The 26820-nt window shown below is 65.6% G+C and carries 24 protein-coding genes and 1 tRNA gene; 3 read left to right on the forward strand and 22 right to left on the reverse strand.

All coding sequences use genetic code 11. From position 1 onward, the window contains the following. Window positions 1–7: 7 nt before the first annotated feature. Window positions 8–1150 carry an NAD-dependent epimerase/dehydratase family protein gene (locus tag WBN46_RS07425; protein WP_337730994.1) on the reverse strand — a complete coding sequence of 381 codons (1143 nt, stop codon included), beginning with the start codon at window positions 1148–1150 and terminating at the stop codon, window positions 8–10. A gap of 249 nt (window positions 1151–1399) precedes the next feature. Next, on the reverse strand, window positions 1400–1798 hold the full coding sequence (locus tag WBN46_RS07430) for a hypothetical protein (protein WP_337730995.1): 399 nt from the start codon (window positions 1796–1798) through the stop codon (window positions 1400–1402). Window positions 1799–1924: 126 nt separating this feature from the next. On the opposite strand from WBN46_RS07430, the gene WBN46_RS07435 reads away from it, so the two are divergent. From WBN46_RS07435 to WBN46_RS07445, 3 genes are read left to right on the forward strand one after another with little or no spacing between them, the layout of a single operon-like run. Beyond that, window positions 1925–2260 carry a hypothetical protein gene (locus WBN46_RS07435; protein WP_337730996.1) on the forward strand — a complete coding sequence of 112 codons (336 nt, stop codon included), beginning with the start codon at window positions 1925–1927 and terminating at the stop codon, window positions 2258–2260. After that, window positions 2251–2460, forward strand: a complete 210-nt coding sequence (locus WBN46_RS07440) for a hypothetical protein (protein ID WP_337730997.1) — start codon at window positions 2251–2253, stop codon at window positions 2458–2460. Before WBN46_RS07435 ends, WBN46_RS07440 begins: the two co-directional genes overlap by 10 nt. 42 nt (window positions 2461–2502) lie before the next feature. Beyond that, a complete protein-coding gene (locus tag WBN46_RS07445) occupies window positions 2503–2721 on the forward strand; it encodes a hypothetical protein (RefSeq protein WP_337730998.1) in 219 nt (72 codons plus the stop codon). A gap of 153 nt (window positions 2722–2874) precedes the next feature. Here WBN46_RS07445 and WBN46_RS07450 read toward each other — a convergent pair whose 3' ends face one another. The 20 genes from WBN46_RS07450 to nuoF form a co-directional block, all read right to left on the reverse strand. Then, window positions 2875–3576: a hypothetical protein gene (locus WBN46_RS07450; RefSeq protein ID WP_337730999.1), complete on the reverse strand. Its 702-nt coding sequence runs from the start codon at window positions 3574–3576 to the stop codon at window positions 2875–2877. A gap of 297 nt (window positions 3577–3873) precedes the next feature. Beyond that, window positions 3874–4197, reverse strand: coding sequence for a hypothetical protein (locus WBN46_RS07455; RefSeq protein WP_337731000.1), 324 nt, complete (start codon window positions 4195–4197; stop codon window positions 3874–3876). Between the two features lie 95 nt (window positions 4198–4292). Continuing rightward, a complete protein-coding gene (locus WBN46_RS07460) occupies window positions 4293–5555 on the reverse strand; it encodes an MFS transporter (RefSeq protein WP_337731001.1) in 1263 nt (420 codons plus the stop codon). Between the two features lie 371 nt (window positions 5556–5926). Next, window positions 5927–8035, reverse strand: a complete 2109-nt coding sequence (gene pnp / locus WBN46_RS07465; RefSeq protein ID WP_337731002.1) for a polyribonucleotide nucleotidyltransferase — start codon at window positions 8033–8035, stop codon at window positions 5927–5929. 184 nt (window positions 8036–8219) lie between these two features. After that, window positions 8220–8480 (reverse strand): 30S ribosomal protein S15, encoded by a 261-nt coding sequence (gene rpsO / locus WBN46_RS07470; RefSeq protein WP_162336597.1) that lies wholly within the window; start codon window positions 8478–8480, stop codon window positions 8220–8222. Window positions 8481–8631: 151 nt separating this feature from the next. Continuing rightward, on the reverse strand, window positions 8632–9585 hold the full coding sequence (truB, locus tag WBN46_RS07475; protein ID WP_337731003.1) for a tRNA pseudouridine(55) synthase TruB: 954 nt from the start codon (window positions 9583–9585) through the stop codon (window positions 8632–8634). A gap of 120 nt (window positions 9586–9705) precedes the next feature. Continuing rightward, window positions 9706–10068, reverse strand: a complete 363-nt coding sequence (gene rbfA, locus WBN46_RS07480) for a 30S ribosome-binding factor RbfA (RefSeq protein WP_192201404.1) — start codon at window positions 10066–10068, stop codon at window positions 9706–9708. A 2-nt stretch (window positions 10069–10070) separates the two neighbouring features. Continuing rightward, entirely contained in the window at window positions 10071–12719 is a 2649-nt protein-coding gene (infB, locus tag WBN46_RS07485) for a translation initiation factor IF-2 (RefSeq protein ID WP_337731004.1), read from the reverse strand. A gap of 142 nt (window positions 12720–12861) precedes the next feature. Continuing rightward, entirely contained in the window at window positions 12862–14373 is a 1512-nt protein-coding gene (gene nusA, locus WBN46_RS07490) for a transcription termination factor NusA (protein WP_337731005.1), read from the reverse strand. Between the two features lie 3 nt (window positions 14374–14376). Then, the gene (gene rimP / locus WBN46_RS07495; protein ID WP_337731006.1) at window positions 14377–14988 is read right to left on the reverse strand and encodes a ribosome maturation factor RimP; all 612 of its coding nucleotides are present in this window, start codon (window positions 14986–14988) and stop codon (window positions 14377–14379) included. A 170-nt stretch (window positions 14989–15158) separates the two neighbouring features. Continuing rightward, window positions 15159–15235 (reverse strand) — tRNA-Met (locus WBN46_RS07500). A gap of 137 nt (window positions 15236–15372) precedes the next feature. After that, window positions 15373–16836 carry an NADH-quinone oxidoreductase subunit NuoN gene (gene nuoN, locus WBN46_RS07505; RefSeq protein ID WP_337731007.1) on the reverse strand — a complete coding sequence of 488 codons (1464 nt, stop codon included), beginning with the start codon at window positions 16834–16836 and terminating at the stop codon, window positions 15373–15375. Between the two features lie 9 nt (window positions 16837–16845). Beyond that, window positions 16846–18357 carry an NADH-quinone oxidoreductase subunit M gene (locus WBN46_RS07510; protein ID WP_337731008.1) on the reverse strand — a complete coding sequence of 504 codons (1512 nt, stop codon included), beginning with the start codon at window positions 18355–18357 and terminating at the stop codon, window positions 16846–16848. A gap of 60 nt (window positions 18358–18417) precedes the next feature. Beyond that, the gene (gene nuoL, locus WBN46_RS07515; protein WP_337731890.1) at window positions 18418–20643 is read right to left on the reverse strand and encodes an NADH-quinone oxidoreductase subunit L; all 2226 of its coding nucleotides are present in this window, start codon (window positions 20641–20643) and stop codon (window positions 18418–18420) included. A 16-nt stretch (window positions 20644–20659) separates the two neighbouring features. Further along, window positions 20660–20965, reverse strand: coding sequence for an NADH-quinone oxidoreductase subunit NuoK (gene nuoK / locus WBN46_RS07520; protein ID WP_192201411.1), 306 nt, complete (start codon window positions 20963–20965; stop codon window positions 20660–20662). After that, complete coding sequence (locus WBN46_RS07525) at window positions 20962–21615, reverse strand: NADH-quinone oxidoreductase subunit J (protein WP_337731009.1); 654 nt, start codon at window positions 21613–21615, stop codon at window positions 20962–20964. The genes nuoK and WBN46_RS07525 overlap by 4 nt, the downstream gene beginning before the upstream one ends. A 10-nt stretch (window positions 21616–21625) precedes the next feature. Continuing rightward, window positions 21626–22114, reverse strand: a complete 489-nt coding sequence (gene nuoI / locus WBN46_RS07530; RefSeq protein ID WP_055943845.1) for an NADH-quinone oxidoreductase subunit NuoI — start codon at window positions 22112–22114, stop codon at window positions 21626–21628. Continuing rightward, window positions 22115–23206: an NADH-quinone oxidoreductase subunit NuoH gene (gene nuoH, locus WBN46_RS07535; RefSeq protein WP_337731010.1), complete on the reverse strand. Its 1092-nt coding sequence runs from the start codon at window positions 23204–23206 to the stop codon at window positions 22115–22117. It abuts the gene before it with no gap. After that, window positions 23203–25452, reverse strand: coding sequence for an NADH-quinone oxidoreductase subunit NuoG (nuoG, locus tag WBN46_RS07540; protein ID WP_337731011.1), 2250 nt, complete (start codon window positions 25450–25452; stop codon window positions 23203–23205). Before nuoG ends, nuoH begins: the two co-directional genes overlap by 4 nt. Then, a complete protein-coding gene (nuoF, locus tag WBN46_RS07545; protein ID WP_337731012.1) occupies window positions 25449–26819 on the reverse strand; it encodes an NADH-quinone oxidoreductase subunit NuoF in 1371 nt (456 codons plus the stop codon). The genes nuoG and nuoF overlap by 4 nt, the downstream gene beginning before the upstream one ends. Between the last annotated feature and the right edge of the window lies 1 nt (window position 26820).

A 26820-nucleotide genomic window follows, 5' to 3' on the forward strand; every position in this document is an offset into this window, starting at 1 on the left:
GGCGCGCTCAGCCGTTGCGCGCGTGCCACGCCTTCAGCAACTCGGCTTCCTTGTCGCGGGTGATGCCGGCATTGAGCTTGGCCTGGCGCTCGGCCGGCAGGCCGCGGAACCAGGCCAGCAGGTCGGCAACGGTCGTTGCGAGCGGGCGGAAGGTCAGGCCCGCCGCGATCGCGCGCGCATTGCTGACCGCGCCGTAGCCGCCGTACTGCGGGTGGCTCGGCGACACCCAGATCGGCAGGCCGACCTGCTGCTGCTCGAGGAACCCGGGCGTCACGTGGGTCAGCGTCATGCCCCCGCCGGTCACGGCCTGGCAGCCATGCAGCATGGCATCCATGCCGAGCGTGTAATCCGGGCCGCAGGCGTTGAAGGTGCCGGTGGTCTTCGCTTCGGCCAGGCGGATCATCCACTCGCCCAGGTCGCGGCCGTCGATGATCTGGACGGGATCGTTGCCCTGGCCGGGCACCAGTATTTCGCCGCCCTGCGCCACCCGGTGCGGCCAGTAGGTGAAACGATCGGTTTCGTCGCGCGGACCGACGATGTAACCCGGGCGCACGATGGTGACGTTCCTGCCGAACTGCTTGCGGGCTTCGGCTTCGCTCAATGCCTTCAATGAGCCATAGAGGTTCTCGATGTCGGCGCGCAAGGTCCCCTGGGTTTCAGCCATCGCATCCTTGCCCTTGTAGACGGCGAGCGGCGAATCCTCGTTGATGCCCGGCTTGCCGCCATCGGCGTATACCGAAATGGTGGAGATGAAGAGGTAGTGCCCCACGTTGCCTTTCAGCACCTGGCCGGCATCGCGCACCCAGAACGGCAGGCTGGTGGGGTTGTCGATGCAGACGTCCCACATGCGCCCTTTCAGTGCGGCCAGGTCGCCGGTATTGCGGTCGCCGTGCAGTTGTTCGACGGCGGCGGGCCATTCCGGCGACGGCCGCTTCCCGCGGTTGAACAGGGTGACCTTGTGCCCGCGCTTGAGCGCGTAGTCGACCTGGAACGGACCCGTGAAGCCGGTGCCGCCGAGGATCAGGATGTTCAGCGGCTTGGCCGCCTTCCCCACCGGCTTGCCCTCGCTGGCAGCGGAGGCGAAGGACGGCAGCGCGGCCGCGGCGGCGGCCAGCGCGCCCAGCTTGAACAGGTCACGACGGGTGGTCATGCGGATGCTCCCCAGCAACGGTCAGGAAAGCGACTAGATAGCACTGCCGCGGCCCGCAAACCCCTGCCGGAAGTCGTTGTGACTTCCTGTGAGCCGTCGACATGGGCGCAGCGAAGAAGGTCACCCGTCTCTGGAACACCACTCCGCGTGTCCGGCCCTCCAAAGGACCAGGCCTAAGTGCCGCACCTCACGAGGCCACCCGCGACCATCCGACTCCGGTAGACGGGCCCGGACGACTCGTCGGCAACCTCATCGGCGGCAGTGCCCCATTCCGACCTCTGTGGCCGCTATCAGCTTTCCGTTCTTGTCCAAGAACACGAAACGCGTGATCAATCCCTTCTTGAGCACATTGAATGCGGCGAACTGGCTGCAGAATTGCTCTTTAACGGCAGACATCTCGTTACGCTGAATTCGATCTTTGAGCTCATCGGAGTAGACGTTCTCTAGATGAGTCCGCGTAAACGTCCAGACGTAGCCGGGACCGACCTTTACTTTTTCGACACGAGTGCCATCGCTTTGAATCGCGGGCAATGAGGAGTTCAGCTGCTCCGTTGCCATGCGGAGGTTTCGGATATCTGCTTCGCTGGCCGCATGCGCAGGTCCAGCGACGACTACCGCAAACAAAGTGAATACCAAGATCGCTTTCACTACGAGCATCTTTGTCGATAAGAGACCCATCCAACCTTAGCACCATCTTCGTTCATGCGCATGCGACCGTCTTTCCCCATACGATGCGTTGATTCTCTTCGAGACCCCCGCCGATGGAGTTCAGCAATGCTCGCATCACAGTCGCTGATGACCACGCGCCGCGGCGAGTTCCGCACGCTGTACCGCGCCCTCGCCCGCAAGCCCGCCGCCTTCGCCTCCACGCCCATCGTGTTCTGCGAAGGCGATTCCTGGTTCTCCACGCCGCTGTCGATGAACCTGCTGGACTGGCTGGTGTTCCCTGCGTCGGAGGACGAGAAGAAAGGCGTACCCCTGTTCGGCGCCGGTGGCCTGTTCTTCCTCACGAAGACAGCAGCGACCTGGCCGTCGACATGTTCACCGCGCGCGGCATCCGCGACCTGTCCACGTGGTATCGCGGGTTCGAATTCGACCTGGTGCTGGTGAGCGCCGGCGGCAATGACTTCGTCGACACCTTCCTGCAGACCACGTTCCGTGGCGCCACGCCGATGAGTCCGGAGGCGGCGCACCAGCGCGTCGTGGCCAGCGGGCGCTACGCCGAGGTGCTGGCCCGGTATCGCGCCTTCGTCACCGCCTTCCAGACGATCCGTCCGCACACGCCGATCCTGGCGCACACCTACGACTAGCCGCGCGAACTGAGCCGTCCCGGGCACCTGACGCTGGGCAACGTGGGCGCCGCCGCGTTGCTGAAGAAAGGCGTGGGTCCGTGGATCGGCAATAAGGTGGCGCACGTGCTGCCGCGCATCGAACAGCAGCGCGCGTTCGCCCGCTTGCTGATCGACGGCTTCGTCGACCACGTGCTGATCCTGCTGCGCGATGACCGCACCACCGGCAAGGTGTTCGACTTCGTCGACCTGCGTGGTGTGCTGACGAACAGCAACCAGTGATTCAACGAGATGCACCCGACGGATGCCGGGTTTGCGGAGCTGGCGACCAAGTTCCGCCAACAGATGCGGGCGAAGCTGGAGATCAAGCTGGGGTGAGGCAGTCCGCCCGATGGGTATCGCCTTCGGCTGCCTCCAGCCTACGGGCTGCGAACATCACTTGACCCGGAACTCGTCGATCCTGGCATCGACATCCCTCTCGATCTCTTGCCATGCCCCCAGATGCCGTCGGGAGAATGTGTAGTGGATCTCCAGGTCATTGCGCCCGATCTTGGTGACACTACATCCGGGCGATGGTGCTTTCACGCGTGGGCATCGCAACATGAAGTATCCCTCGCCTTCCCTGATATAAACATCATCGCCCTGGTTTTCGTCCTGTCCCGTATGGTTGTCCCAGTAACGGGTCAGGCCATCGAGGTCGCTGGTAAGGGGCTTCAAGCTGCCCGTGCTGTTCATCCTCCTCAGCCATTCCTCCATGGGGTAGAGCGATCCCGGCGGCTGGATCAGGATGTGGATCTTGTTGCCGTGACCGCGTTGTTCGAATTCGCTTCTGACCGATTCGTCGAAGGGCACGAGCCCGGGTACCAGGGCAGTGATGGAGATCGCGCCCACCCGGCTGAACTCCCTCTTGGGATTCGGCCATCGATTGCGCCTCTTGAGCGCATCGTTGTAGTGATAGGCGAGCGGAACCTCGTACCGCTTGCCCGCGAGTTCGTACCGCACGGGCTTCTGGAGATCGCCGCCATCGCCCCGGTTGTCGACGCAACCGGAAAACAGCACCGTCGACAGGGCGAGCAGCCACCACTGGCGAACGGGCAATGGATGGACGTATCCCGCCCCCTGTCGACGCTTGCGCATAGGACTCCCTGTCATGCTTCGCTCCTGCGGTACTGACCCGAGTGGGACCAAGGCGGGTTGAGCAGCTGCGTAGGATGGGTTGAGCCTCAGGCGGCTTCCAACGGCGCAGCCAGCCTACCCATCATATCCGCAGCGGATGGTCCGCAAGATGGGTATCGCCTTCGGCTCAACCCATTACTACGGGCTGGAGATCAAGTTGGGGTAAGGCGCTACGCAGAATGGGTGGAGCGCAGCGACACCCATCGGGTGGACCAGTTGGTATGGAGATGATGGGATTCGACCGCAAACCACCGCTTCCTATGGACTAAAGCTCAGCGCGAGGTCGAACATGTTGAACCAGCACAGCGCACACACCAGAAGCAACGCCGAGAAGAACAGGAGCCTGAGGAAGCGGACCCGGGCGCCAAGTGGCTCGTGAAACCAGGCGTAGTAGCAGAGTGGAAAGAAGCAGATGAAGAAGCCAAGGAGGGGCAACATCAACGCGATCATCTCGGCACGCCGAGGCTCGAAGGCGCCCTTGTCGCGCAGGTAGTACAGCTCCGCCACAAATGCCGCCACGAAGACAAACTCGAGAACGATCAGGGGCGTTTTTACCCGCCGGATGTGTTCTAGTACCGACATGGACGCTGACATCCCTTGGCCCTTGCCCGAGGGGAACCGCTGAGAGTATTTCTCCCGGCCCGACGTGACGTCAACGTTCGATCAACTCGCCTTGGCTAATGCCAAGTATCCTCTAGATACCGCGGCTGGCACGCCATGTAACCCCCGATCACCAGTACGCCGATGCACCCACCGAGGAACGCCACCGGCAGCATCCAGCCATGCGTGTATTCATGCAGCAGGCCGAAGACCAGCGGTCCCGCGCAGGACAGCGTGTAACCCACCCCCTGCATGAAACCGGACAACGCCGCCGACCCCTCCGGCGTGCGCGTGCGCAGGTTGATCATCGTCAACGACAGCGGAAACGTACTGGGCCCCAGGCCAAGCAACGCCACCCATAGGGCAGGTGCGACCATCGGTGCGAGCAGCAGGCCGGTGAACGCCGCCGCGTAGAAGCCCGCGCAGACCACGACCACGATGAAGGGATTGCGCATGCGTACCGCGATCAGCGGCATGGTGAGCGAGGCCGCCAGCCCCAACGTGGAGAACAGTGCGACCATCGTGCCGCCCAGCGCGGGCGTGCCCCCGGCCTCGACCAGCAGCTTCGGCAACCAGGTGAACATCGAGTACGTCACCAAGGAGGTCATGCCGAACATCAGCGCCATGCCCCACGCCACCGGCGAGCGCCATGCGCGACCCGGCGGTCGCGGCGCGGCCAGCTCGGGCGCTTCGTCGTCGACGGTGACGGCGGCATCGTGCGTGCGCGCCAAAGGCGAGGCCTTGCTGCGTTCCTGCCACAGCACCAGGCACCACGGTACCGCCGATGCGGCCGCAAACACGGCCCACAGGCCCAGCGAGATGCGCCAGCCGGCGGCTTCCATTACCGGCACCGCGACCAGCGCGGGCAGGATGGTGCCCGCCTGCAGCACGGTGATGTACAGCGTGCTGACCGTGCCCACGCGATCGGCGAAGTAGCGCTTCACCAGTGGCGGCAGCACGATGTTGCCGATGCCCATGCCCGCCAGCGCGGTGAGCGAGGCCGCCACCAGCGCCGTCGTGTCGCCCACCGCACTGCGCAGCAGCAGGCCGAGCATGGCGAGCAACATGGCGAGCAACGCCGTCCGCTCCAGGCCGATGCGGTGCGCCAGTGCCGGCGTCGCCACACCGAACAGCGCGAATGCGGCCGTCGGCAGCATGCCGAATACGCCTGTCATGGTGGCGCCGAAGCCGAACGTATCGCCCAATGTATCGAGCAGCGGTGTGAGCGAGGTCACCGCGGTGCGCAGGTTGAATGCGGACAGCACGATGCCGAGCAGCACCAGGCCGCGGCCAGACCAGAGGGAAGCCGGTGCGGCGGCGCGTGTATTCGTCGAATTCATGACGCCATTATCGTCGACGGCACGGCGGCATTCTTCGCGTGCACGAAGACGCTGTGTCCTGCGTGATCGTCGATGACGTGAATCCTTCTCTCCGCCTGCGGGGAGAAGGTGGTCGAAGGCCGGATGAGGGGCGACGAAGTCAACGCACTCAAAGCGACGGCGGGAACAACGAACAAGGCGATGGAAGAAGCACACTCGATGCGTTGCGCGCCATGAACGATCGCGGCTCCGGCTGCCCCTCACCCGCCTTCGGCACCCTCTCCCCGCCTGCGGGGAGAGGGAGGAGCCGCGCTTCTCAAGGTTCATGGGCGCGTCAAAGAAAAAGCGGGCCGAAGCCCGCTTTTCCGTATCGCGTCGCGATGTCGTGCGGCTTACTCGGCCGACACGCCCTCGCCTTCTTCCACGGCCTTGATCGACAAGCGGATGCGGCCCTGCTTGTCGACTTCCAGCACCTTGACCTTGACCACGTCGCCTTCCTTCAGCGCGTCGCTGACCTTCTCGACGCGGTCGTTGGAGATCTGCGACACGTGCACCAGGCCGTCCTTGCCCGGCAGGATGGTGACGAACGCACCGAAGTCCATGATCTTGGCGACCTTGCCTTCGTAGATGCGGCCCGGCTCGACGTCGGACGTGATCTGCTCGATGCGGGCCTTGGCGGCCTGGCCGGCAGCGCCGTTGACCGAGGCGATGGTGATGGTGCCGTCGTCCTGGATGTCGATCTGCGTGCCGGTTTCCTTGGTGATGGCCTGGATCACCGAACCGCCCTTGCCGATCACTTCGCGGATCTTGTCGGGGTGGATCTTGATGGTGATCAGGCGCGGCGCGAATTCGCTCAGCTCCTGGCGCGGCGAGGTCATCGCATGGGCCATCTCGCCCAGGATGTGCAGTCGGCCGGCCCTCGCCTGCGTCAGCGCCTGCTTCATGATCTCTTCGGTGATGCCTTCGATCTTGATGTCCATCTGCAGCGCGGACACACCGTTGGCGGTACCGGCGACCTTGAAATCCATGTCGCCCAGGTGATCTTCGTCACCCAGGATGTCGCTCAGCACGACGAAGTCGTTGCCTTCCTTCACCAGGCCCATCGCGATGCCGGCCACCGGCGCCTTGATCGGCACGCCGGCATCCATCAGCGCCAGCGAGCTGCCGCAGACCGAAGCCATCGAGGAGGAACCGTTCGACTCGGTGATTTCCGAGACCACGCGGATGGTGTACGGGAAAGCTTCCATCGTCGGCATGACGGCAAGCACGCCGCGCTTGGCGAGGCGGCCGTGGCCGATTTCGCGACGCTTCGGGCCCATCATGCGGCCGGCTTCGCCCACCGAGAACGGGGGGAAGTTGTAGTGGAACAGGAAGTGGTCCTTCCACTCGCCGCCGACGGCGTCGATCACTTGGCCATCGCGCGCGGTGCCGAGGGTGACGGCGACGATCGCCTGCGTCTCACCACGGGTGAACAGCGAGGAGCCGTGCACGCGCGGCAGCACGCTGACCTTGGAGGAGATCGGGCGGACGGTATCCAGCGCACGGCCGTCGATGCGGACCTTGGTGGCCAGCACGGAACCGCGCATGGTCTGGTACTCGAGCTCGCCGAATTCCTTCGACAGCGCGCCGGCGCTCCAGCCATCGGCTTCGGCACGGCCGGCCAGCTGCTGCAGCACGTCCTTCTTGATGGCGGCGATGGCGTCGCGGCGCTGCAGCTTGTCGCGCACCTGGAAGGCGGACTCGAGCTGGGTGCCCACGGCTTCCTTCAGCGCGGAGATCATCGCCTCGTTCTTGGCCGGCGCAGACCAGTCCCAGTTCTTGGTACCGGCTTCGGTGACCAGCTCGTTGATGATGTGGATGACCTTCTGCATTTCGCGGTGGCCGAACATCACGGCGCCCAGCATCACGTCTTCGGACAGCTCGGCGGCTTCGGATTCCACCATCAGCACGGCGTTGGACGTACCGGCGACGACGAGCTCCAGCTTGGAGTCCTTCAGTTCGCTGACGGTCGGATTCAACACGTATTCGCCGTTGACGTAGCCGACCTTGGCGGCACCGATCGGGCCGTTGAACGGCGCGCCGGTCAGGGCGACGGCGGCGGAAGCACCGATCAGGGCCGGGATGTCGCCGTCGATTTCCGGGTTCAGCGACATCACCGTGGCGATGACCTGCACTTCATTGCGGAATTCTTCCGGGAACAGTGGGCGCAGCGGGCGGTCGATCAGGCGGGAGATCAGAGTCTCCTTCTCGGTCGCGCGGCCTTCACGCTTGAAGAAGCCGCCCGGGATGCGGCCACCGGCGTAGAACTTCTCCTGGTAGTCGACCGTCAGCGGGAAGAAGTCCTGCCCTTCACGGGCCGACTTCGCCGCCACGGCGGTGACCAGCAGCACGGTGTCATCGAACTTGACGATGACGGCACCGCCCGCCTGGCGGGCGATTTCGCCGGTTTCCAGGGTGACCTGGTGCTTGCCGTACTGGAAGGTTTTGGTGATTTTTGCCACGTTGGTTCCTTGAGGTGCCTTGTGCGGGTTGGACCTCACGCGACCCTTGTCGCGTGCGGCTGGCCGGATGCGTCCGGCCGGTGGTGCTGTGCGGGGCGGGCCCGGTGCGGCCAGCGGATGCAGCGCATTCCGTTCCCTGAAATGCAAACCGCGGCGCATCTCTGCGCCGCGGTGGGGGGGTATATCAGCGACGCAGACCCAACTTCTCGATCAAGGTCTTGTAGCGCTCGTTGTCTTTCTTCTTGAGGTAGTCAAGCAGACTGCGACGGCGGTTGACCAGCTGCAGCAGACCACGGCGGCTGTGGTGGTCCTTCTTGTGGGTCTTGAAGTGGCCGCTCAGGTGCTCGATGCGGGCGGTCAGCAGGGCGACCTGCACTTCCGGGGAGCCGGTGTCGTTGGCGCCGCGGGCGTTGTCGGCAATCACTTTCTGGGTATCGACGGACATGGTTTCTCTCTGTTGATGCGTGGCCTGCAGGAACGCGGGTGTCCTCCGCGCGCACCGCCTGGCTCGCCGTTGATGAAGCTGGGGAAATAAGGAAATGCCGGCGCGAAACCGGCGGCGTAGTGTAGCCGCGGGGGCCTTGTGAAACAAGGTTTTATTGACCGTTGCCGCCCTTGGTGGCGGTGCCGGCGACCGCCCAGGCGAACAATCGCTGCGGCGAGAGGGTGCCGTCGGCATCGACCGTGCCCAGCCCCAGGACGCGGCCGTCCTGCCCGTGGATCGCGACCGTGCCGTCGCGGGGAGGATGTCCGCGCAGCTTCTGGCCCTGCGCCAGCCGGCGCGCATCGATGGCGTCGACGTCGACCCGGGGGAAGCCGGCCAGGCCAGCCTCGATGGGCAGCAGACACGCCTCGAGGGCGGCTTCCCCACCCTGTTCAGCCAGCATCTGCAGCGCGTCCAGGGAATACATGCGCGGTTGCCTGAACGGGTCGACCCAGAGACGACGCAGTTCGGCCACGTGGGCGCCGCAGCCCAGCGCCTCGCCCAGATCACGGACTAGGCTGCGCACGTAGGTGCCGGAACCGCACTCGACCCGCAAGAAGAGCCGGTCCGGCGCGATCCCGAGCACCTCGATGGCGTGGACATCGACGTCGCGTTCGGGCGCTTCGATGATGTCTCCGCGGCGGGCCTTGGTGTAGAGCGGCTCGCCGCCCTGCTTGAGCGCCGAATAGATGGGGGCGCGCTGACGGATGCGTCCCTTCAGCGGGGCCAGCGCGGCGTCCAAGGTGGCGGCATCCAGCCGTGGCACCGCGCGTTCACGCAGTGGTGTGCCGTCGGCATCGTCGGTATCGGTGGTGGTACCCAGCACGGCGACCGTGTCGTAGGCCTTGGAGGATCCCAGCAACAGGCCGGCGATCTTGGTCGCCTCGCCGAAGCACAGCGGCAGCAGGCCGGTGGCGAGCGGATCGAGGCTGCCGGTATGCCCGCCCTTCTCTGCCCGGAACAGCCGGCGTGCGACCTGGAGCGCGGCGTTCGAACTCATTCCCTGCGGCTTGTCCAGCAGCAGCAGGCCATCCAGCGAACGGAACTTGAGCTTCGGCGGCGACATCGGAAGCGGGATGACCTTCTGTAGGAGCTGCGCAAGCTGCGACCGTGGCCTTGCCGCATTCGGATGACGTCCGGGGAGCCCTGTGCCGCTGTTGTCGCAGCGCCTACAGGGAACGCGGGGTCACTCGTCGTCCGGCGGGGGCGGCAGGTCGCGCAGCAGGTTCTCGATGCGCTCGCCGCGGTCGACGGAATCGTCGTAGTGGAAATGCAACTCGGGTACATGGCGCATCTTGACCCGACGCGCCAGTTCCATGCGCAAACCCCAGGCCAGTTCCTTCAGGCCCTTCACGGCTTCCACGGAACGCTCGGGCATCAGGGCGGTGACGAACACCTTGGCGTGCGCCATGTCACGGGTGACTTCCACGTCGGACACGCTGACCGACGGCAGGCCGTGCTCACGCACGGCCTCGTGCACCAGCGTGCCCAGCTCGCGACGGAGCTGGGCGGAGACGCGGTCGGTGCGGTGGAACGACTTGGTCGGCATGATCAGAGCGTGCGCTGCACTTCGATGCGCTCGAAGCACTCGATCTGGTCGCCCGGCTGGACGTCGTTGTAGGCCTTCACACCGATGCCGCACTCGGTGCCATTGCGCACCTCGTCGACGTTCTCCTTGAAGCGGCGCAGCGATTCCAGTTCGCCCTCGAACACCACCGTGCTGGCGCGCAGCACGCGGATGGGCTTGTTCCGCTTGACCGTGCCCTCGACCACCATGCAGCCCGCGACCGCACCGAACTTGGAGCTGCGGAACACGTCGCGCACTTCGGCGATGCCGATGATCTCTTCGCGGATCTCCACGCCCAACAGGCCGGAGGCCACCTGCTTCACCTGGTCGATCACGTCATAGATGATCGAGAAGTAGCGCAGGTCCACGCCGGCGGCTTCGATGATGCGACGCGCGGAGGCGTCGGCACGCACGTTGAAGCCGATGACGGTGGCCTTGGAGGTGACCGCGGAGTTGGCGTCGGACTCGGTGATGCCACCCACGCCGGAGTGGATGATGTTGATGCGGATCGATTCGTTGGACAGCGCGGTCAGCGAATGACGCAGCGCCTCCACCGAACCCTGCACGTCGGCCTTGATGATCAGGTTGAGGCTGAGCTGGCCTTCGCCCTTGCCCAGCTGCGCCATGATGTCTTCCATGCGGCTGCCGGCGGACTGCACCAGGCGCGATTCGCGGCGCTTGGTGTCGCGCTGCTGCGCCACGTCCTTGGCCAGGCGCTCGTCCTCGACCACGACGAAATCATCGCCAGCCTCGGGCACGCCGGACAGACCCAGCACCTGCACGGGGATAGACGGGCCGGCCGACGGCGGCTGTGCGCCGGTCTCGTCGAACAGCGCACGCACGCGGCCGTACTGGACACCGCAGACCAGGTAGTCGCCCTTCTTCAGCGTGCCCTGCTGCACCAGCACCGTCGCAACCGGGCCACGGCCCTTGTCCAGCGAGGATTCGATGACCACACCGCTGGCGCGGCCGTCTTCGACCGACTTCAGTTCCAGCAGTTCGGCCTGGATGGAGATGGCGTCCAGCAGGTTGTCCACGCCCTGGCCCGTCTTGGCCGAGATCTCGACCATCTGGGTGTCGCCGCCGAAGTCTTCGGCGACCACTTCCTCGGCCAGCAGCTCGTTCTTCACGCGCAGCGGGTCGGCGTCGGACTTGTCGATCTTGTTCACCGCCACGATCAGCGGCACCTTGGCCGCCTTGGCGTGCTGGATGGCTTCGCGGGTCTGCGGCATGACGCCGTCGTCCGCCGCGACCACCAGCACCACGATGTCGGTCAGCTTGGCGCCACGGGCGCGCATCGCGGTGAACGCGGCGTGGCCCGGGGTGTCGAGGAAGCTGATGACGCCCTTCGGCGTTTCCACGTGGTACGCGCCGATGTGCTGGGTGATGCCGCCGGCTTCGCCGCTGGCGATCTTGGTGCGGCGGATGTAGTCCAGCAGCGAGGTCTTGCCGTGGTCGACGTGGCCCATGATGGTGACCACCGGGGGACGCGCGACCTTCTCGCCCTGCTGCTCTTCCGAATGCGCCAGCAGTTCGTTCTCGACGTCGTTGGCGTCGGCCCGGACGGCCTTGTGGCCCAGTTCCTCGGTGATCAGCGCGGCGGTGTCGTGGTCGATGGACTGGGTGATGGTGGCCATCACGCCCATCTTGAACAGCGCCTTCACCACGTCGCCACCCTTCAGCGCGAGCTTCTGCGCCAGGTCGGCCACGGTGATGGTCTCGCCGATCGCCACTTCGCGCACGATCGGCGCGGTCGGACGCTCGAAGCCATGCGCACCGCCGCCACCGCGGCTCTGCTCATGGCGGCGCGGCGGCTTGGGCTTGCCGCGCGAAGCGCCGCGACGGGCACGGTCGGCGGCAGACAAGTGCAGCTGGCCTGCGAAGCGGCTGGTGTTGTCGTCGTCTTCGACGCCGGCGACCATCGCATGCGAGCCACGGGTCTTGTGCTTGGCGGCCGCGGCATTGTTGCGGTCGTCGGTACGCGGCGGGTCCTTGCGCACGACCATCTTGGGCACGTGGTGGCCCGGGGTCGCCGGCTTCGTCGGGCGCGCAGGTTCGTCACCGTCCACGGCGACGGCACCGGCGGCCAGTGCCGCTGCCTCGGCATCGGCCTGCGCACGCGCGGCCTCCGCTTCGGCGCGGGCGGCGGCTTCTTCCTGCCGGCGACGCTCGAGCTCTTCGGCGCGCTTGGCGTCTTCCTGGGCCAGCCGCTGCTGTTCGTCGAGGTTGCGTTGGCGGGACTCTTCCAGCTTGCGCAGGATCTCGGCGCGTTCCGGATCCGGTTCGTTCTGCCAGTTGGTGCTGACGGATTCGGCGTCGGTCGGCTTCACGTAGGTGCGCTTCTGGCGCACTTCCACGTTCACCGTGGTCTTGCTGCGCCCGGCCGCGACGGTCACTTCCTGCACCTTGCGGCGGTTCAGCGTGATCTTCTTCGACCCGGCATCATCCGCGGCGGCATCGCTCTTGCCGTGGGAACGCTTGAGGAAGCCGAGCAGCTTCACTTTTTCCATGCTGGTCACGACCTGGTCGGGACCGCTGAAGCTCATCCCGGCCTCGGCCAGTTGCTCCAGGAGTTTCTCGACCGGCGTATTGACCAGTTCAGCGAGCTTGCGGATGGTGGTTTGCTGCGACATTCGGATCCTAGGTTGGGTGTTGCGCCCCCCCGGTGGTGGTGGGGCAACCCTTTTCAAGAGGGGGAATTCTAAGCCCTGCGGGTGCCAGGGCGGTGTTCATGGGTGGCTCATGCGCCGCGTCCCAGGCGAGCCCGGGCGGCGCTCATGCGCCGCGCTCCAAACGAGCAATCTCTTCGGCACGGGCGGCCAGGATCAGCGCCGCGGCGCGGCCCTCGTCCAGTCCCTCGATGCCGAATTCGACCACTTCGTCGGCGGCCAGGTCGGACAGGTCCTCGCTGGTACGGACGCCATGCGAGGCCAGCGCGAACGCCGTCTCTTCGTCCATGCCTTCCAGCGCCAGCAGGTCCTCGGCCGGGTGGTTCTCCTCCAGGCCCTCTTCCTCGGCCAGCGCCTCGTTCAGCAGGGCATCGCGGGCACGCGAGCGCAGCTCCTCGACGATGTCCTCGTCGAAGCCCTCGACGGCCAGCAGTTCGCCGACCGGCACGTAGGCGATTTCCTCGACCGTGCTGAAGCCCTCGGCGACCAGGATGGCGGCGATTTCCTCGTCCACTTCCAGCTTGTCCATGAACAGCTGGCGGGCGACGGCCTGTTCGGCCTCGCTCTTGGCCTGCACCTGGTCGGCGGTCATGACGTTGAGCTGCCAGCCCGTCAGGCGGCTGGCCAGGCGCACGTTCTGGCCGCCCTTGCCGATCGCCTGCGCCAGGCGGTCTTCCGCCACGGCCAGGTCCATCGAATGCTTCTCTTCATCGACGATGATCGACTGCACTTCCGCCGGTGCCATCGCGTTGATGACGAAGGTGGCCGGGTTGTCGTTCCACAGCACGATGTCCACCCGCTCGCCGTTCAGCTCGTTGCTCACGGCCTGCACGCGCGAACCGCGCATGCCGATGCAGGCGCCGATGGGATCGGTGCGGGTGTCGTGCGCGAGCACGGCGATCTTGGCGCGGTCGCCCGGATCGCGTGCACAGGCCTTGATCTCGACCAGGCCCTGGCCCACCTCCGGCACTTCCAGCTTGAACAGCTCGATCATGAATTCCGGTGCGGCCCGGCTGATGAACAGCTGCGGGCCGCGCGGTTCGTAGCGCACGTCGAACAGGTAGCCGCGGACGCGGTCGCCAGCGCGCAGCACGTCGCGCGGGATGCCCTTGTCCTTCGGGATGAAGGCCTCGGCGTTGCCGCCCAGGTCCACGTAGATGTTACCGCGCTCGGCGCGCTTGACCACGCCGGTGACCAGCTCGCCCACGCGGTCCTTCCAGGCATCGACCACCTGCGCGCGCTCGGCTTCACGCACGCGCTGCACGATGACCTGCTTGGCGGCCTGCGCGGCGATGCGGCCGAAATCCGGGTTCTCGATCTTCTCTTCGATCCAGTCGCCCACTTCGGCGCCTTCGGCTTCGTCCTCGGCATCCATCAGGCGGATCTGGCGGTCCGGCGACTCCATCACCACGTCATCGGCCACCACTTCCCAGCGGCGGAACGTCTCGTAGCTGCCGTCCTTGTGGTCGATGGTGACGCGCACCTGCACGTCCTGGTCCATGTAGCGCTTCTTGGCGGCGGACGCCAGGGCGGCCTCGATGGCATCGAAGATGACTTCGCGCGGCACGCCCTTTTCGTTGGCCACCGCATCCACGACCAGCAACAATTCCTTACTCATTGATCACTCCGCGCGCGGCTTGCGGGCCGCCGGTTGGTTGGGTTTTTTCTTGGCTTTTCTGGCCGGTGCGCGCTTGGCGTCCCCAGCCTTGGCACCGGCCTTGCGGCCGCCACCGGGTTTCTCGGGCGCCAGGCCCAGCGCCGCCCAGTCGGGGACCAGGCGCGCCTTGTCGATATTATCGAACGCCACCGTCATTTCGGCGTCGTCCACGGTGAACACGATGTCCTCGCCTTCGATGCGGCTGATCGTGCCCTGCAGACGGCGACGACGATCCTGCGGCAGCTTGAGCACCACTTTGGCCGTCTCGCCCAGGAAGCGGGCGAAGTGGGCCAGTTCGAACAGCGGCCGGTCCACGCCGGGCGAGGACACTTCCAGCGTGTAGTTGCCGGTGATGGGATCTTCCACGTCCAGCTGCGCCGAGACTTCGCGGCTCACCGCCTCGCAGTCCTCGACGTTGACGTGGCGCGTATCGCGCTCGGCTTCCTGCACATCGATGTACAGGCGCAGCGTGGCGCTGCCGGGAGCCGGCAGGTACTCGATGCCCAGCAGCTCCAGGCCCAGGGCCTGGACCGTCGGTGCCAGCAGGTTGGCGATGTGGTTGGCCTTCTCGCTCACGGATTCGATGCCGATGGTTTGGTAGTGCCGTGCGTATCGCTGAAACAAACAAGGGGCCCGATGGGCCCCTTGTCCGATACGCTGGATGTCGGTGCAACGACGGGAACATGCGTCGTTGCGTGCCCAGGTTTTTCGTCGGCCGCCTGTACTCAGGCGGCCTCGGACAAACATGGTAGCGGGGGCAGGATTTGAACCTGCGACCTTCGGGTTATGAGCCCGACGAGCTGCCAGACTGCTCCACCCCGCAGCAGAAGCGAAATTATGATGAATACGCCGGTGCATTGCAAGCCTTGCCGTGCACCAAGTTGAAACATCGCGTTCATGAGCCCCACCGGCGGCCCATTGCCGGTGACGTTGCCTGCAAACGTTGCCGGCGATCCGGCCTCAGCCGGCGAACGCCAGCTTGCACCACGCCATGATCGGATTCCACGCGACGCCCAGCGCGAGCAGCGCGAGCGCGTTCACGCCGAACACGATCGGCACCACGCGATCGGCGCGCGGCGGCGGAATCTCGCCCACCGGCTCGTCGAAGTACATCACCTTGATCACGCGCAGGTAGTAGAAGGCGCCGATGACCGCGCACAGCACGCCGACGATGGCCAGCCACAGGAAACCGCCGTTGACCGCCGCGCCCAGCACGACCAGCTTGGCCCAGAAGCCGAGGAAAGGCGGTACACCGGCCAGGGACGCCATCACGCACAGCACCAGGCCTGCCTGCCACGGATTGCGCGCATTCAGGCCCTTGAAGTCGTCGATCCTGTCGGCCTCGAAGCCCTGGCGCGACAGCACGATGATCGCGCCGAACGCCGCCGCCGACATGATCGCGTAGCTGATCGCGTAGAACAGTGCTGCCGAATACCCCGTCTCCCCGCCGCCCGCGAAACCGACCAGCAGGAAGCCGACGTGCGACACTGTGGAGTACGCCAGCATGCGCTTCAGGTTGGTCTGCGCGATGGCGATCACGTTGCCGATCACCAGCGACGCCGCCGCCAGTCCCGCCAGCAGCCACTGCCACTGCGCCGCGGCCGGGCCCACGCCATCCTGCAGCAGGCGGAATGCCATGCCGAACGCAGCGAGCTTCGGTGCCGCACTGATGAACAGCGTCACCGGCGTCGAGGCGCCCTGGTAGACGTCGGGCAGCCACATGTGGAACGGCGCCGCGCCCAGCTTGAAGGCCACGCCCGCCACCATGAACACCACGCCGGTCAGCAACAGCATGCGCTGCTCACCGCCGCCTGCCAGTGCCGCGCCCGTGGCATCGAAGATCGCCGGCAACTGCAGCGAACCGGTCGCGCCGTACACCAGCGACATGCCGTACAACAGCAGGCCAGACGCCAGCGAACCCAGCACGATGTACTTCATCGCCGCTTCGGTCGCCAGGCCGTCGTCGCGGTTCAGCGCCACCAGCGCATAGGAACACAGCGCCAGCAGCTCCAGGCCCAGATAGACCATCACCAGGCTACCGGCCGATACCATCACCATCATGCCGGCGGTGGCGAACATCACCAGTACGGGCGCCTCGCCCGGATACAGGTTGCGCTCGCGCAGGTACGGCCAGCCGTAGACCAGCGACAACGCGCTGACGGCGACGATCACGACCTTGCTGACATCGGCCAGCGTGTCGCGCACGAACATGCCGCTGAACACGCTGCCCTGCCCGCCCACACCGGTCGCCAGCATCCAGACCACCGCGACCATGACGACCAGCGCCAGGGCGTGGGTGATGATGCGGCGGGAGCTGTCGAGGAACAGGTCCAGCATCAGCAGCGCGAACGCGCCCGCGATCAGGGTGAGCTCCGGCAGCAGCGGCTGCAGGTCGGCGGCGGAGATGGGCATCGGCGTCGTCATGGTTCTTCCTTACAGCTTGCTGTTGGCGAGCTGCATCGCCAGTTGCGCGATCGACGGCTCCATCAGGTCCGTCAGCGGCTTGGGATACACACCCAGCGCCAGTACGCAGACGGCGAACCCGCCCAGTACCAACGCCTCGCGCAGGGACACGTCCTTCAGCTCGGCCACATGGGCATTGGCCACGTCGCCGAGGATCACGCGCTTGACCAGCCACAGCGTATAGGCCGCACCGATCACCAGCGTGGTGGCGGCGAAGAAAGCGATCAGCGGATGCTGCTGGAAGCTGGCCAGGATGACCATGAACTCGCCGACGAAGCCGCTGGTGCCCGGCAGGCCGGAGTTGGCCATGCCGAACAGGATGAAGAAGGCGCCGAACCACGGCATCGTGTTGATGACCCCGCCGTAGTCCTTGATCATGCGGGTGTGCATGCGGTCGTAGAGCACGCCGACGCAGGTGAACATCGCACCGGAGATGAAGCCGTGGCTGATCATCTGCACCATCGCGCCCTGCAGGCCCAGGCGCGCGCCGTCCAGGTTGCCGTAGTCGCGCACCAGGCTGAAGGCGATGAAGATGCCGAGGGTGACGAAGCCCATGTGCGAGACCGACGAATAGGCGATCAGCTTCTTCATGTCGTCCTGCACCAACGCCACCAGGCCCACGTAGACCACGGCGATCAGCGACAGCACGATGACGAACGTCGCCCACTCGTGGCCGGCATCCGGCACGATCGGCAGGCTGAAGCGCAGCAGGCCGTAGCCGCCGATCTTCAGCGCGATGGCCGCCAGGATTACCGAACCGGCGGTCGGCGCCTCGACGTGCGCGTCCGGCAGCCAGGTGTGCACCGGGAACATCGGGATCTTCACCGCGAATGCGATCAGGAACGCGAAGAACAGCCAGGTCTGTTCCTTCGCCGTCAGCGGCATCGCGTACAGGTCGGCCAGCTGGAAGCTGCCACCCTTGACGTACAGATACACCAGACCGACCAGCATCAGCACCGAGCCGAGGAACGTGTACAGGAAGAACTTCAGCGAGGCGTAGATGCGGCGCGGACCGCCCCAGACACCGATGATCAGGAACATCGGGATCAGCATCGCCTCGAAGAACACGTAGAACAGGACCGCGTCGCTGGCGGCGAAGATGCCGTTGGTCAGGCCTTCCAGGATCAGGAACGCGGCCACGTACTGCGCCACGCGCTTGTTCACCGAACCCCACGCACCGGCAAGCGTCAGCACGGTGATCAGCGTGTTGAGCAGCAGCAGCGCCACCGCGATGCCGTCGGCACCGAGGTTGTAGTGGATGTCGAAACTGGGGATCCACGCATGGTTTTCGACGAACTGCAGGCCCGGGTTGGCGTAGTCGAACCCGGTCAGCAGCCCGACGCTGAAGACGAAGGTCAGCACCGCCACCGCGAAGCCCAGCCAGCGGGCCGCATCCGCGCGGGCATTGCCCAGCGCGAGCACCAGCGCGCCACCCAGGATGGGCAGCCAGATCAGAACACTAAGCAGGGGCCAGTTCGACACGTTGTGTTATCCGTTGAGTTCTTCGCCAGGACGATCCGCCGGAGCGGCGGCGTCAGGTCGTTACTGCCAAAACTTGATGACGACGCCCAACAGCAGGATCAGGCCGACGATCATCGCGAACGCGTAGTGGTACAGGTAGCCGGACTGGGTCTTGCGCAGCAGGTGCGCGCCCAGGTCGACCAGCTTGGCCGTGCCGTTCACCGCCGCGCCGTCGATCACGTGGCTGTCGAAGGCGCGGGACGCCTTGCCCAGTTTCACGCCACCACCGGCAAAGCCGTTGATCCAGAGATGGTCGGCCCAGTACTTCTTGTCCAGGATATTGGTCAGGAAGGCGCCGACCGCGCTGTTGCGGACCTTGCCCGGCAGTTCCGGCTTGAACAGGTACAGGAACGTCGCGAGGACGAAGCCGCCCAGTGCCAACCAGAACGGCGGCATCTTCATGCCATGCACGGCGAACTCCCACGGACTGTGGAACTCTGCCTTCAACGCCATCACGGTGTCGCGCGGCGACAGGGCCAGATTCGGATCGATCCGCAGGAAGTCGATCGCGCCGAGGAAGAACGGCGTCGCTTCGTGGTGACCCGTCCAGTCGGTGCCGAACAGCATCGGACCGATGGTGAAGAAACCGATCAGGATCGACGGAATCGCCAGCAGCACCAGCGGCACCGTCACCACCCACGGGGACTCATGCGGCTCATGCGCGCCGTGGTGGCCGTGATCGTCGTGACCATGGTCATCGTGGGCATGGTCGTGATGGGCATCGTGGCCATGGTCCGCATGCGCATCCCGGAAGCGCTCCTTGCCATGGAACGTCAGGTACAGCAGCCGGAAGCTGTAGAAGCTGGTGACGAACACGCCCAACAGCACCGCCCAGTAACCGTAGTTGGCGATCCACTCGCTCGGCCCCTGGTATCCCTGCGCGGCCATCACGCCCATCTCGGCCACTTCCTTGCCCACCTCGTGCGCCACGTGCTGGTGGTGCTTGGCGGCCTCGATGATGGTGTCCTTCGAGTAGAAACCGGAGAAGAACGGCGTCCCGACCAGCGCCAGCGTGCCGATCAGGCTGGTGATCCAGGTGATGGGCATGTACTTGCGCAGGCCGCCCATCTTCCGCATGTCCTGCTCGTGGTGCATGCCGATGATGACCGAGCCGGCCGCCAGGAACAGCAGCGCCTTGAAGAAAGCGTGCGTCATCAGGTGGAACACCGCGGCCGAGTAGGCCGACACGCCCAGCGCCACCGTCATGTAGCCCAGCTGCGACAGCGTGGAATACGCCACCACACGCTTGATGTCGTTCTGCACGATGCCGATCAGGCCGGTGAACAGTGCGGTCGTCGCGCCGATGAAGAGCACGAAGTCCAGAGCCGTCTGCGACAGCTCGAACAGCGGCGACATGCGCGCCACCATGAAGATGCCGGCGGTGACCATCGTGGCCGCGTGGATCAGCGCCGAGATCGGCGTGGGGCCTTCCATCGAATCAGGCAACCAGACATGCAGCGGCACCTGTGCCGACTTGCCCATCGCGCCTATGAACAGGCAGATGCAGGTCAGCGTGGCCATCGACCAGATCACCGGCTGGTCGAGCACCTGCCAGGTTTCGCCGAACAGGGTGAGCGCGCCGGACCAGACCGGCACGGCCTTGCCGGCCAGCATCGGCGAGTTCGCGAACACGGTGGCGTAGTCGAGGGTGCCGAACATCAGCAGCACGCAGCCGATACCGAGCAGGAAGCCGAAATCGCCGACGCGGTTGACCAGGAACGCCTTCATGTTGGCGAAGATCGCCGTCGGACGCTTGAACCAGAAGCCGATCAGCAGGTACGACACCAGGCCCACCGCTTCCCAGCCGAAGAACAGCTGCAGGAAGTTGTTGCTCATCACCAGCATCAGCATGCTGAAGGTGAACAGCGAGATGTAGCTGAAGAACCGCTGGTAACCCGGATCTTCCGCCATGTAGCCGATGGTGTAGATGTGCACCAGCAGCGACACGAAGGTCACCACCACCATCATCATCGCCGTCAGCTTGTCGATCATGAAACCGACGTGGCCGGTGATGTTGCCGACCTCGAAGAAGGTGTAGAGGTTCTGGTTGAACGGGGACGCACCCTGCGCCACCAGCTGGTACAGCACCCAGCACGACAGCGCACAGCTGGTCGCCACGCCCAGGATGGTGGCCGTGTGCGCGCCGGCGCGACCGACGAAGCGGCCGAACAGCCCGGCGATGATGCTGCCCAGCAGCGGCGCCAGCACGATCGCCAGCAGCACGTTCTTGGAAAGGAGGACTTCCATACCGGTCATCGGTGCATCAGCCTTTGAGCGTATCGACTTCGGCGACGTTGATCGTGCGCCGGGTGCGGAACAGGGTGACCAGGATCGCCAGGCCGATGGCGGCCTCGGCCGCGGCCACGGTCAGGATGAAGAACACGAAGATCTGGCCGGCGGCGTCGCCCAGTTCGCGCGAGAACGCGACGAAGTTGATGTTGACCGACAGCAGCATCAGCTCGATCGACATCAGCAGCACGATGACGTTCTTGCGATTCAAAAAAATGCCCGCCAGGCTGATGCAGAACAGCACCGCGCCCAGTGCCAGCAGGTGACCGACCGTGATCATGGCGTGCCCTCCCCTTCGCCCGCCGGGGTGGACGGCGCTTCACGCACCGGCTTCTCCGCGGACATCTTGATGATGCGGATGCGATCGCTCGCCTTCACGCGCGACTGCTCGCCCGGATCCTGCGTCTTGATGCCGGTGCGCTTGCGCAGCGTCAGCATCACCGCAGCCACCACGGCGACGGTCAGGATGACGGCGGCGAACTCGAACGGCAGCAGGAACTCGGTGAACAGCGTGCGCGCCAGCCAGGCCGTGTTGGACACGTCGGCCGCGGCCGAGGCGGCGTTGTCCGGGAACGGCACCACCATCCTCGCCTTGATGCCGATCAGCACCAGCATCTGCACCAGCATCACGACCGCCACCAGCAGGCCTGCGGGCAGGAACTTGACCCAGCCCTCGCGCAGCGCGTCGACATCGATGTCGAGCATCATCACCACGAACAGGAACAGCACCATCACCGCGCCCACGTAGACGAGGATCAGGGCAACGCCCAGGAACTCCGCGCCCACCAGCAGCCAGGTGCAGGCCACCGAGAAGAACGTCAGGATGAGGCACAGCACGGCATGCACCGGGTTGCGCACGCTGATCACCGCGCCAGCGGCGACGACCGCGACGGTGGCGAAGGCGTAGAAGCTGATCAAAACCCAATCCATTCTTTGGACCTCAGCGGAAGGCGGCGTCGGCGGCGCGGCGTTCGGCGATTTCGGCTTCCAGCCGGTCGCCAATCGCCAGCAGCTGCGGCTTGGTCACGATGTTCTGGCCACGCTTGTCGAAGTGGTACTCCAGCACGTGCGTTTCCACGATCGAATCCACCGGACAGCTTTCCTCGCAGAAGCCGCAGTAGATGCACTTGAACAGATCGATGTCGTAGCGCGTGGTACGGCGGGTGCCGTCCTCGCGCGGGGCCGAGTCGATGGTGATGGCCAGCGCCGGGCACACCGCCTCGCACAGCTTGCACGCGATGCAGCGCTCTTCGCCGTTGGGATAGCGGCGCAGCGCATGCAGGCCACGGAAACGCGGCGACTGCGGGAACTTCTCCATCGGGTACATCAGCGTGTACTTCGGCTTGAAGGTGTACTTCAGCGTCAGCCACAGGCCCTGCATCAGTTCCAGCAGCATCAGGCTCTTGAAGTAGTGCACAACCTTGTTCATTTACACACCCTTCTCGAACACACCGAAGAACACCAGCAACGCCGTCACCGCGATCCACGCGATGGTCAGCGGGATGAACACCTTCCAGCCGAGCCGCATGATCTGGTCGTAGCGGTAGCGCGGGAAACTGGCGCGGAACCAGATGTAGGCGCTGGCGAAGAACAGCACTTTCAGCAGCAGCCACGGCCAGCCGCCGGTCCAGATCCAGTTGATCCAGGGCGATACGTCGGCGGTGATCCAGCCCTGCAGCGGGCTCAGCCAGCCGCCCAGGAAGAACAGCGACACCAGGAAGCTGACCAGGATCATGTTGGCGTATTCGGCCAGGAAGAACAGCGCGAACGCCGCACCCGAGTACTCCACCATGTGGCCGGCGACGATTTCCGATTCGCCTTCCACCACGTCGAACGGCGAGCGGTTGGTCTCGGCCACGCCCGACACCCAGTACACGATGAACAACGGGAACAGCGGCAGCCAGAACCACTCGAAGAAGCCGGCGTTACCCGACTGCGCCATCACGATGTCGGTCAGGTTCAGGCTGCCGGCGGCGATCAGCACGCCCACCAGCGCGAAGCCCATCGCGATCTCGTAGCTGACGACCTGCGCGGCCGAGCGCATCGCGCCGAGGAAGGCGTACTTCGAGTTCGAGGCCCAGCCGGCGATGATGATGCCGTACACGCCCAGCGAGGTCATCGCCAGCAGGTACAGCAGGCCGGCGTTCGCGTTCGACAGCACCAGCTGGTAATCGAACGGCACCACCGCCCACGCGGCGAAGGCCGGCGCCAGCGTGATCAGCGGCGCCAGGATATACATGGTCTTCTGCGCGCTGCTGGGCTGGATGATTTCCTTGAACAGCAGCTTGAAGACGTCGGCGAAGGCCTGGAAGATGCCCATGCCCACGTACATCGGCCCGTGGCGCACGTGCATCCAGCCGATCAGCTTGCGCTCCCAGACCACGTAGAACGCGACCGAGATGATCACCGGCATGGCGATCACCAGGATCTTCAGCACGATCCACAGCACCATGCCGATGTCGCCCAGCCCGAAGAACCACTCGCGCAGGGGGCCGACGGCGTTGATCAACAGCTCGTTCATGCGCTCACCACCGTGACACGTCCTGCGCCCAGCGGCGCGGTCGCGCCGTAGCCGCTCTCGATCCACGCGGCGCCCGCAGCGACGCGGGCATCCACCACCACCGGCAACGCGGCCGTGCCGATGCCATTGCCGACCTTGGCCATCTGCCCGTCAGCGACACCCGCAGCCTGCGCGTCGGCAGGGTTCAGGACAATGCGGGCGCCGACATTCAGCGGATGCGCCTGCAACGCTTCGGCACGACGGACGGTGCCGTCGGTGCGGTAGATCGCTGCGCTGACCGCCAGTTCGAGGCCCTGACCGTTTACTGCCGGTGCCGCCGATGTCGCGATGGCGACAGGCTTCGTGTTGCCGATCGCTTCGCGCATCCCGGCGGCATCGGTGAACTCGAAGCCGGCCAGTTGCAGTTCGCCGCCGAGTGCACGCAGCACCGTCCAGCCCTCACGGGCCTCGCCCGGCAGCTTGCCGGCGGCCTGCGCGTGCTGGTCCTTGCCGTCCAGGTTGGTCAGCGTCGCGTCGATTTCAGGTAGCAGGCCGATCGGCAAGATTACGTCGGCCACGTCGCGCGTCGACTTGCAGGCGAAATGGCTGAACGCCACGACCTTCGCAGAGGCCAGCGCGCGGGACGCGGCCGGCGTATCGGCGAAATCGAGGCCTGGCTCAATCCCGTAAATGACATAGGCGCTGCGCGGCTCGGCGAACATGCCGGCCACGTTGCGCGCGCTCGGCAGCACGCCGTGGCGCGCCAGGCCGACAGCGTTGGCGCCCTGCGGGATGCGGCACAGCGATGCGCCGGTCGCGGACGCATAGTCCACCGCAGCGGCACGCAGCGAGGCTGCCTGCGGATGATTCTCGGCGATGCCACCGACGATCACGACCGCGCGGTTGCCGGCCTTGGCGACGTCGCGCAGCGCGGCGTCGTTCAACGCAGCACCGAGCTTCGACGGCGCGACGATGTGCTTGCCGGCGATGCTGAACGCGAAGTCGAAGTCGACCGGATTGACCACGTGCACCTTGGCGCCCTTGCGCACGGCCTTGCGGATGCGCTGGTGCAGCAGTGGCAGTTCGTGGCGGATGTTGGTGCCGAACAGCACGATGACATCGGCCTGCTCGATCTCCGCCAGCGGCAGCGCGAACGGTTCCGCCACCGCGCCGTCGGAGAAGTCGCGGTTGTTGATGCGGTGGTCCAGGTTGCCGGTCCCGAGGCCGTCGGCGAGCTTTGCCAGCAGGCCGCCCTCCTCGTTCGACACCGCCGGGTGCACCAGCACGCCGAGGCTGTCGCCCCTGTTCGCGCGCAAGATCTCGGCAGCGGCGGCCAGGCCTTCGGCCCAGGACACTTCGCGCCAGCTTTCATCGGGTGTGCCGCCGTTGATCTTCAGCAGCGGCTTCACCGCGCGGTCGTCGGCATACAGGCCCTGGTGCGAATAGCGGTCACGGTCGGACAGCCAGCATTCGTTGACCGCCTCGTTCTCGCGCGGGACAGTGCGCAGCACTTGGCCGCGGCGCGAGTGGTAGAACACGTTGGAACCCATCGCGTCGTGGAAGCCGACGGATTCGCGCGCGATCAGTTCCCACGGACGGGCGCGGAACTGGAACACTTTGTTGGTCAGCGCGCCCACCGGACAGACGTCGATGACATTGCCCGAGATCTCGGTGGTCAGCGGCTTGCCGTCGTAGGTGCCGATCTGCAGGTTTTCACCGCGATACATGCCGCCCAGCTCGTAGGTACCGGCGACGTCGGCGGTGAAGCGCACGCAGCGCGTGCACTGGATGCAGCGGGTCATCTCCGTGGCGACCAGCGGACCGATGTCCTCGTCCGGCACCACGCGCTTGCGTTCCTGGAAACGGCTGACCGAACGGCCGTAACCCAGCGACAGGTCCTGCAGCTCGCATTCGCCACCCTGGTCGCAGATCGGGCAGTCCAGCGGATGGTTGATCAGCAGGAATTCCATCACGTTGCGCTGCGACTTCAAAGCCTTGTCGCTGCGCGTGGCGATCTTCATGCCATCCATCACCGGCGTGGCGCACGCCGGCGCAGGCTTGGGCATCTTCTCCACTTCCACCAGGCACATGCGGCAGTTGGCGGCGATCGGCAGCTTCTCGTGGTAGCAGAAGCGTGGAATCGGAATGCCCGCCTTGTCGGCGGCCTGGATGATCATCGAACCCTTGGGCGCGGCCAGTTCCTGTCCGTCGATGAAGACGGTGACGTGGTCCGGCGGCAGGTTGGGATTCACGGGCTGCGCACTCACGCGGCCACCTCCAGGTTGGAACGGACCACCGTGCCGTCCCGCTCGTCGTCGACGAGGAAACGCTTGTTGACGATCGCGTATTCGAATTCGTGCCAGAAATGGCGCAGCATGCCCTGCACCGGCCACGCGGCGGCCTCGCCGAACGCGCAGATGGTGTGGCCTTCGATCTGTCCCGCGGCCGCTCGCAGCGTCTGCAGGTCCTCAAGGGTGGCCTTGTGCTCCGCCACGCGGGTCAGCATGCGGTACATCCAGCCGGTGCCCTCGCGGCACGGCGTGCACTGGCCGCAGCTTTCCTTGAAGTAGAAGCGCGCGATGCGCTGGCACGCACGCACCATGCAGGTGGTGTCGTCCATGACGACGACGGCGCCCGAACCCAGGCCGGAGCCGGCCTTCTGGATGCTGTCGTAGTCCATCGTCAGGCCCATCATCACCTCGCCCGGCAGCACCGGCATCGAGGAACCGCCCGGAATGACGGCCTTGAGCTTGCGGCCTTCGCGCATGCCACCGCAGAGCTCCAGCAGGTCGGCGAACGACGTACCGAGGCGGATCTCGTGATTGCCGGGACGCGCAACGTGGCCGGAGACCGAGAAGATCTTGCAGCCGCCGTTGTTGGGCTTGCCCAGGTTCATGAACCACTCGGCGCCGTTGCGCACGATGGCGGGCACCGAGGCGTAGGTCTCGGTGTTGTTGATCGTGGTCGGCTTGCCGTACAGGCCGAAGTTGGCCGGGAACGGCGGCTTGAAGCGAGGCTGCCCCTTCTTGCCTTCCAGCGACTCCATCAGCGCGGTCTCTTCGCCGCAGATGTAGGCGCCTGCGCCGAGCGCGTTGTACAGGTCGATGTCCACGCCCGAGCCGAGGATGTTCTTGCCCAGCCAGCCGTGCTTGTAGGCTTCGGCGGTGGCTTCTTCCAGATGCTCGAAGGGCTCGTGGTGGAACTCGCCGCGCAGGTAGTTGTAGCCCACGGTGGAACCGGTGGCGTAGCAGGCGATCGCCATGCCCTCGATCACCGCGTGCGGGTTGTAGCGCAGGATGTCGCGGTCCTTGGCGGTACCCGGCTCGGACTCGTCCGAATTGCAGAGGATGTACTTCTGCATGTCGCCCTTGGGCATGAAGCTCCACTTCAGGCCGGTGGGGAAGCCCGCGCCGCCGCGGCCGCGCAGGCCGGACTGCTTGACCATTTCGACCACGTCGGCCGGCGGGATCTTCTCTTCGATGATCCTGCGCAGCGCAGCGTAGCCGCCGGTCTTCAGGTAGTTCTCGTACGACCACGGCTTGTCGAAATGCAGCGTGGTGTAGACGGCCTGATGCTCCTTGGGAGCGGGACCGACCGGGCCGTAGCCTTCGGAATAGTGGGAATGGCCTGCCATG

It is taken from the genome of Pseudoxanthomonas sp. CCNWLW251, assembly GCF_037402255.1.
Taxonomy (GTDB): Bacteria; Pseudomonadota; Gammaproteobacteria; order Xanthomonadales; family Xanthomonadaceae; genus Pseudoxanthomonas_A.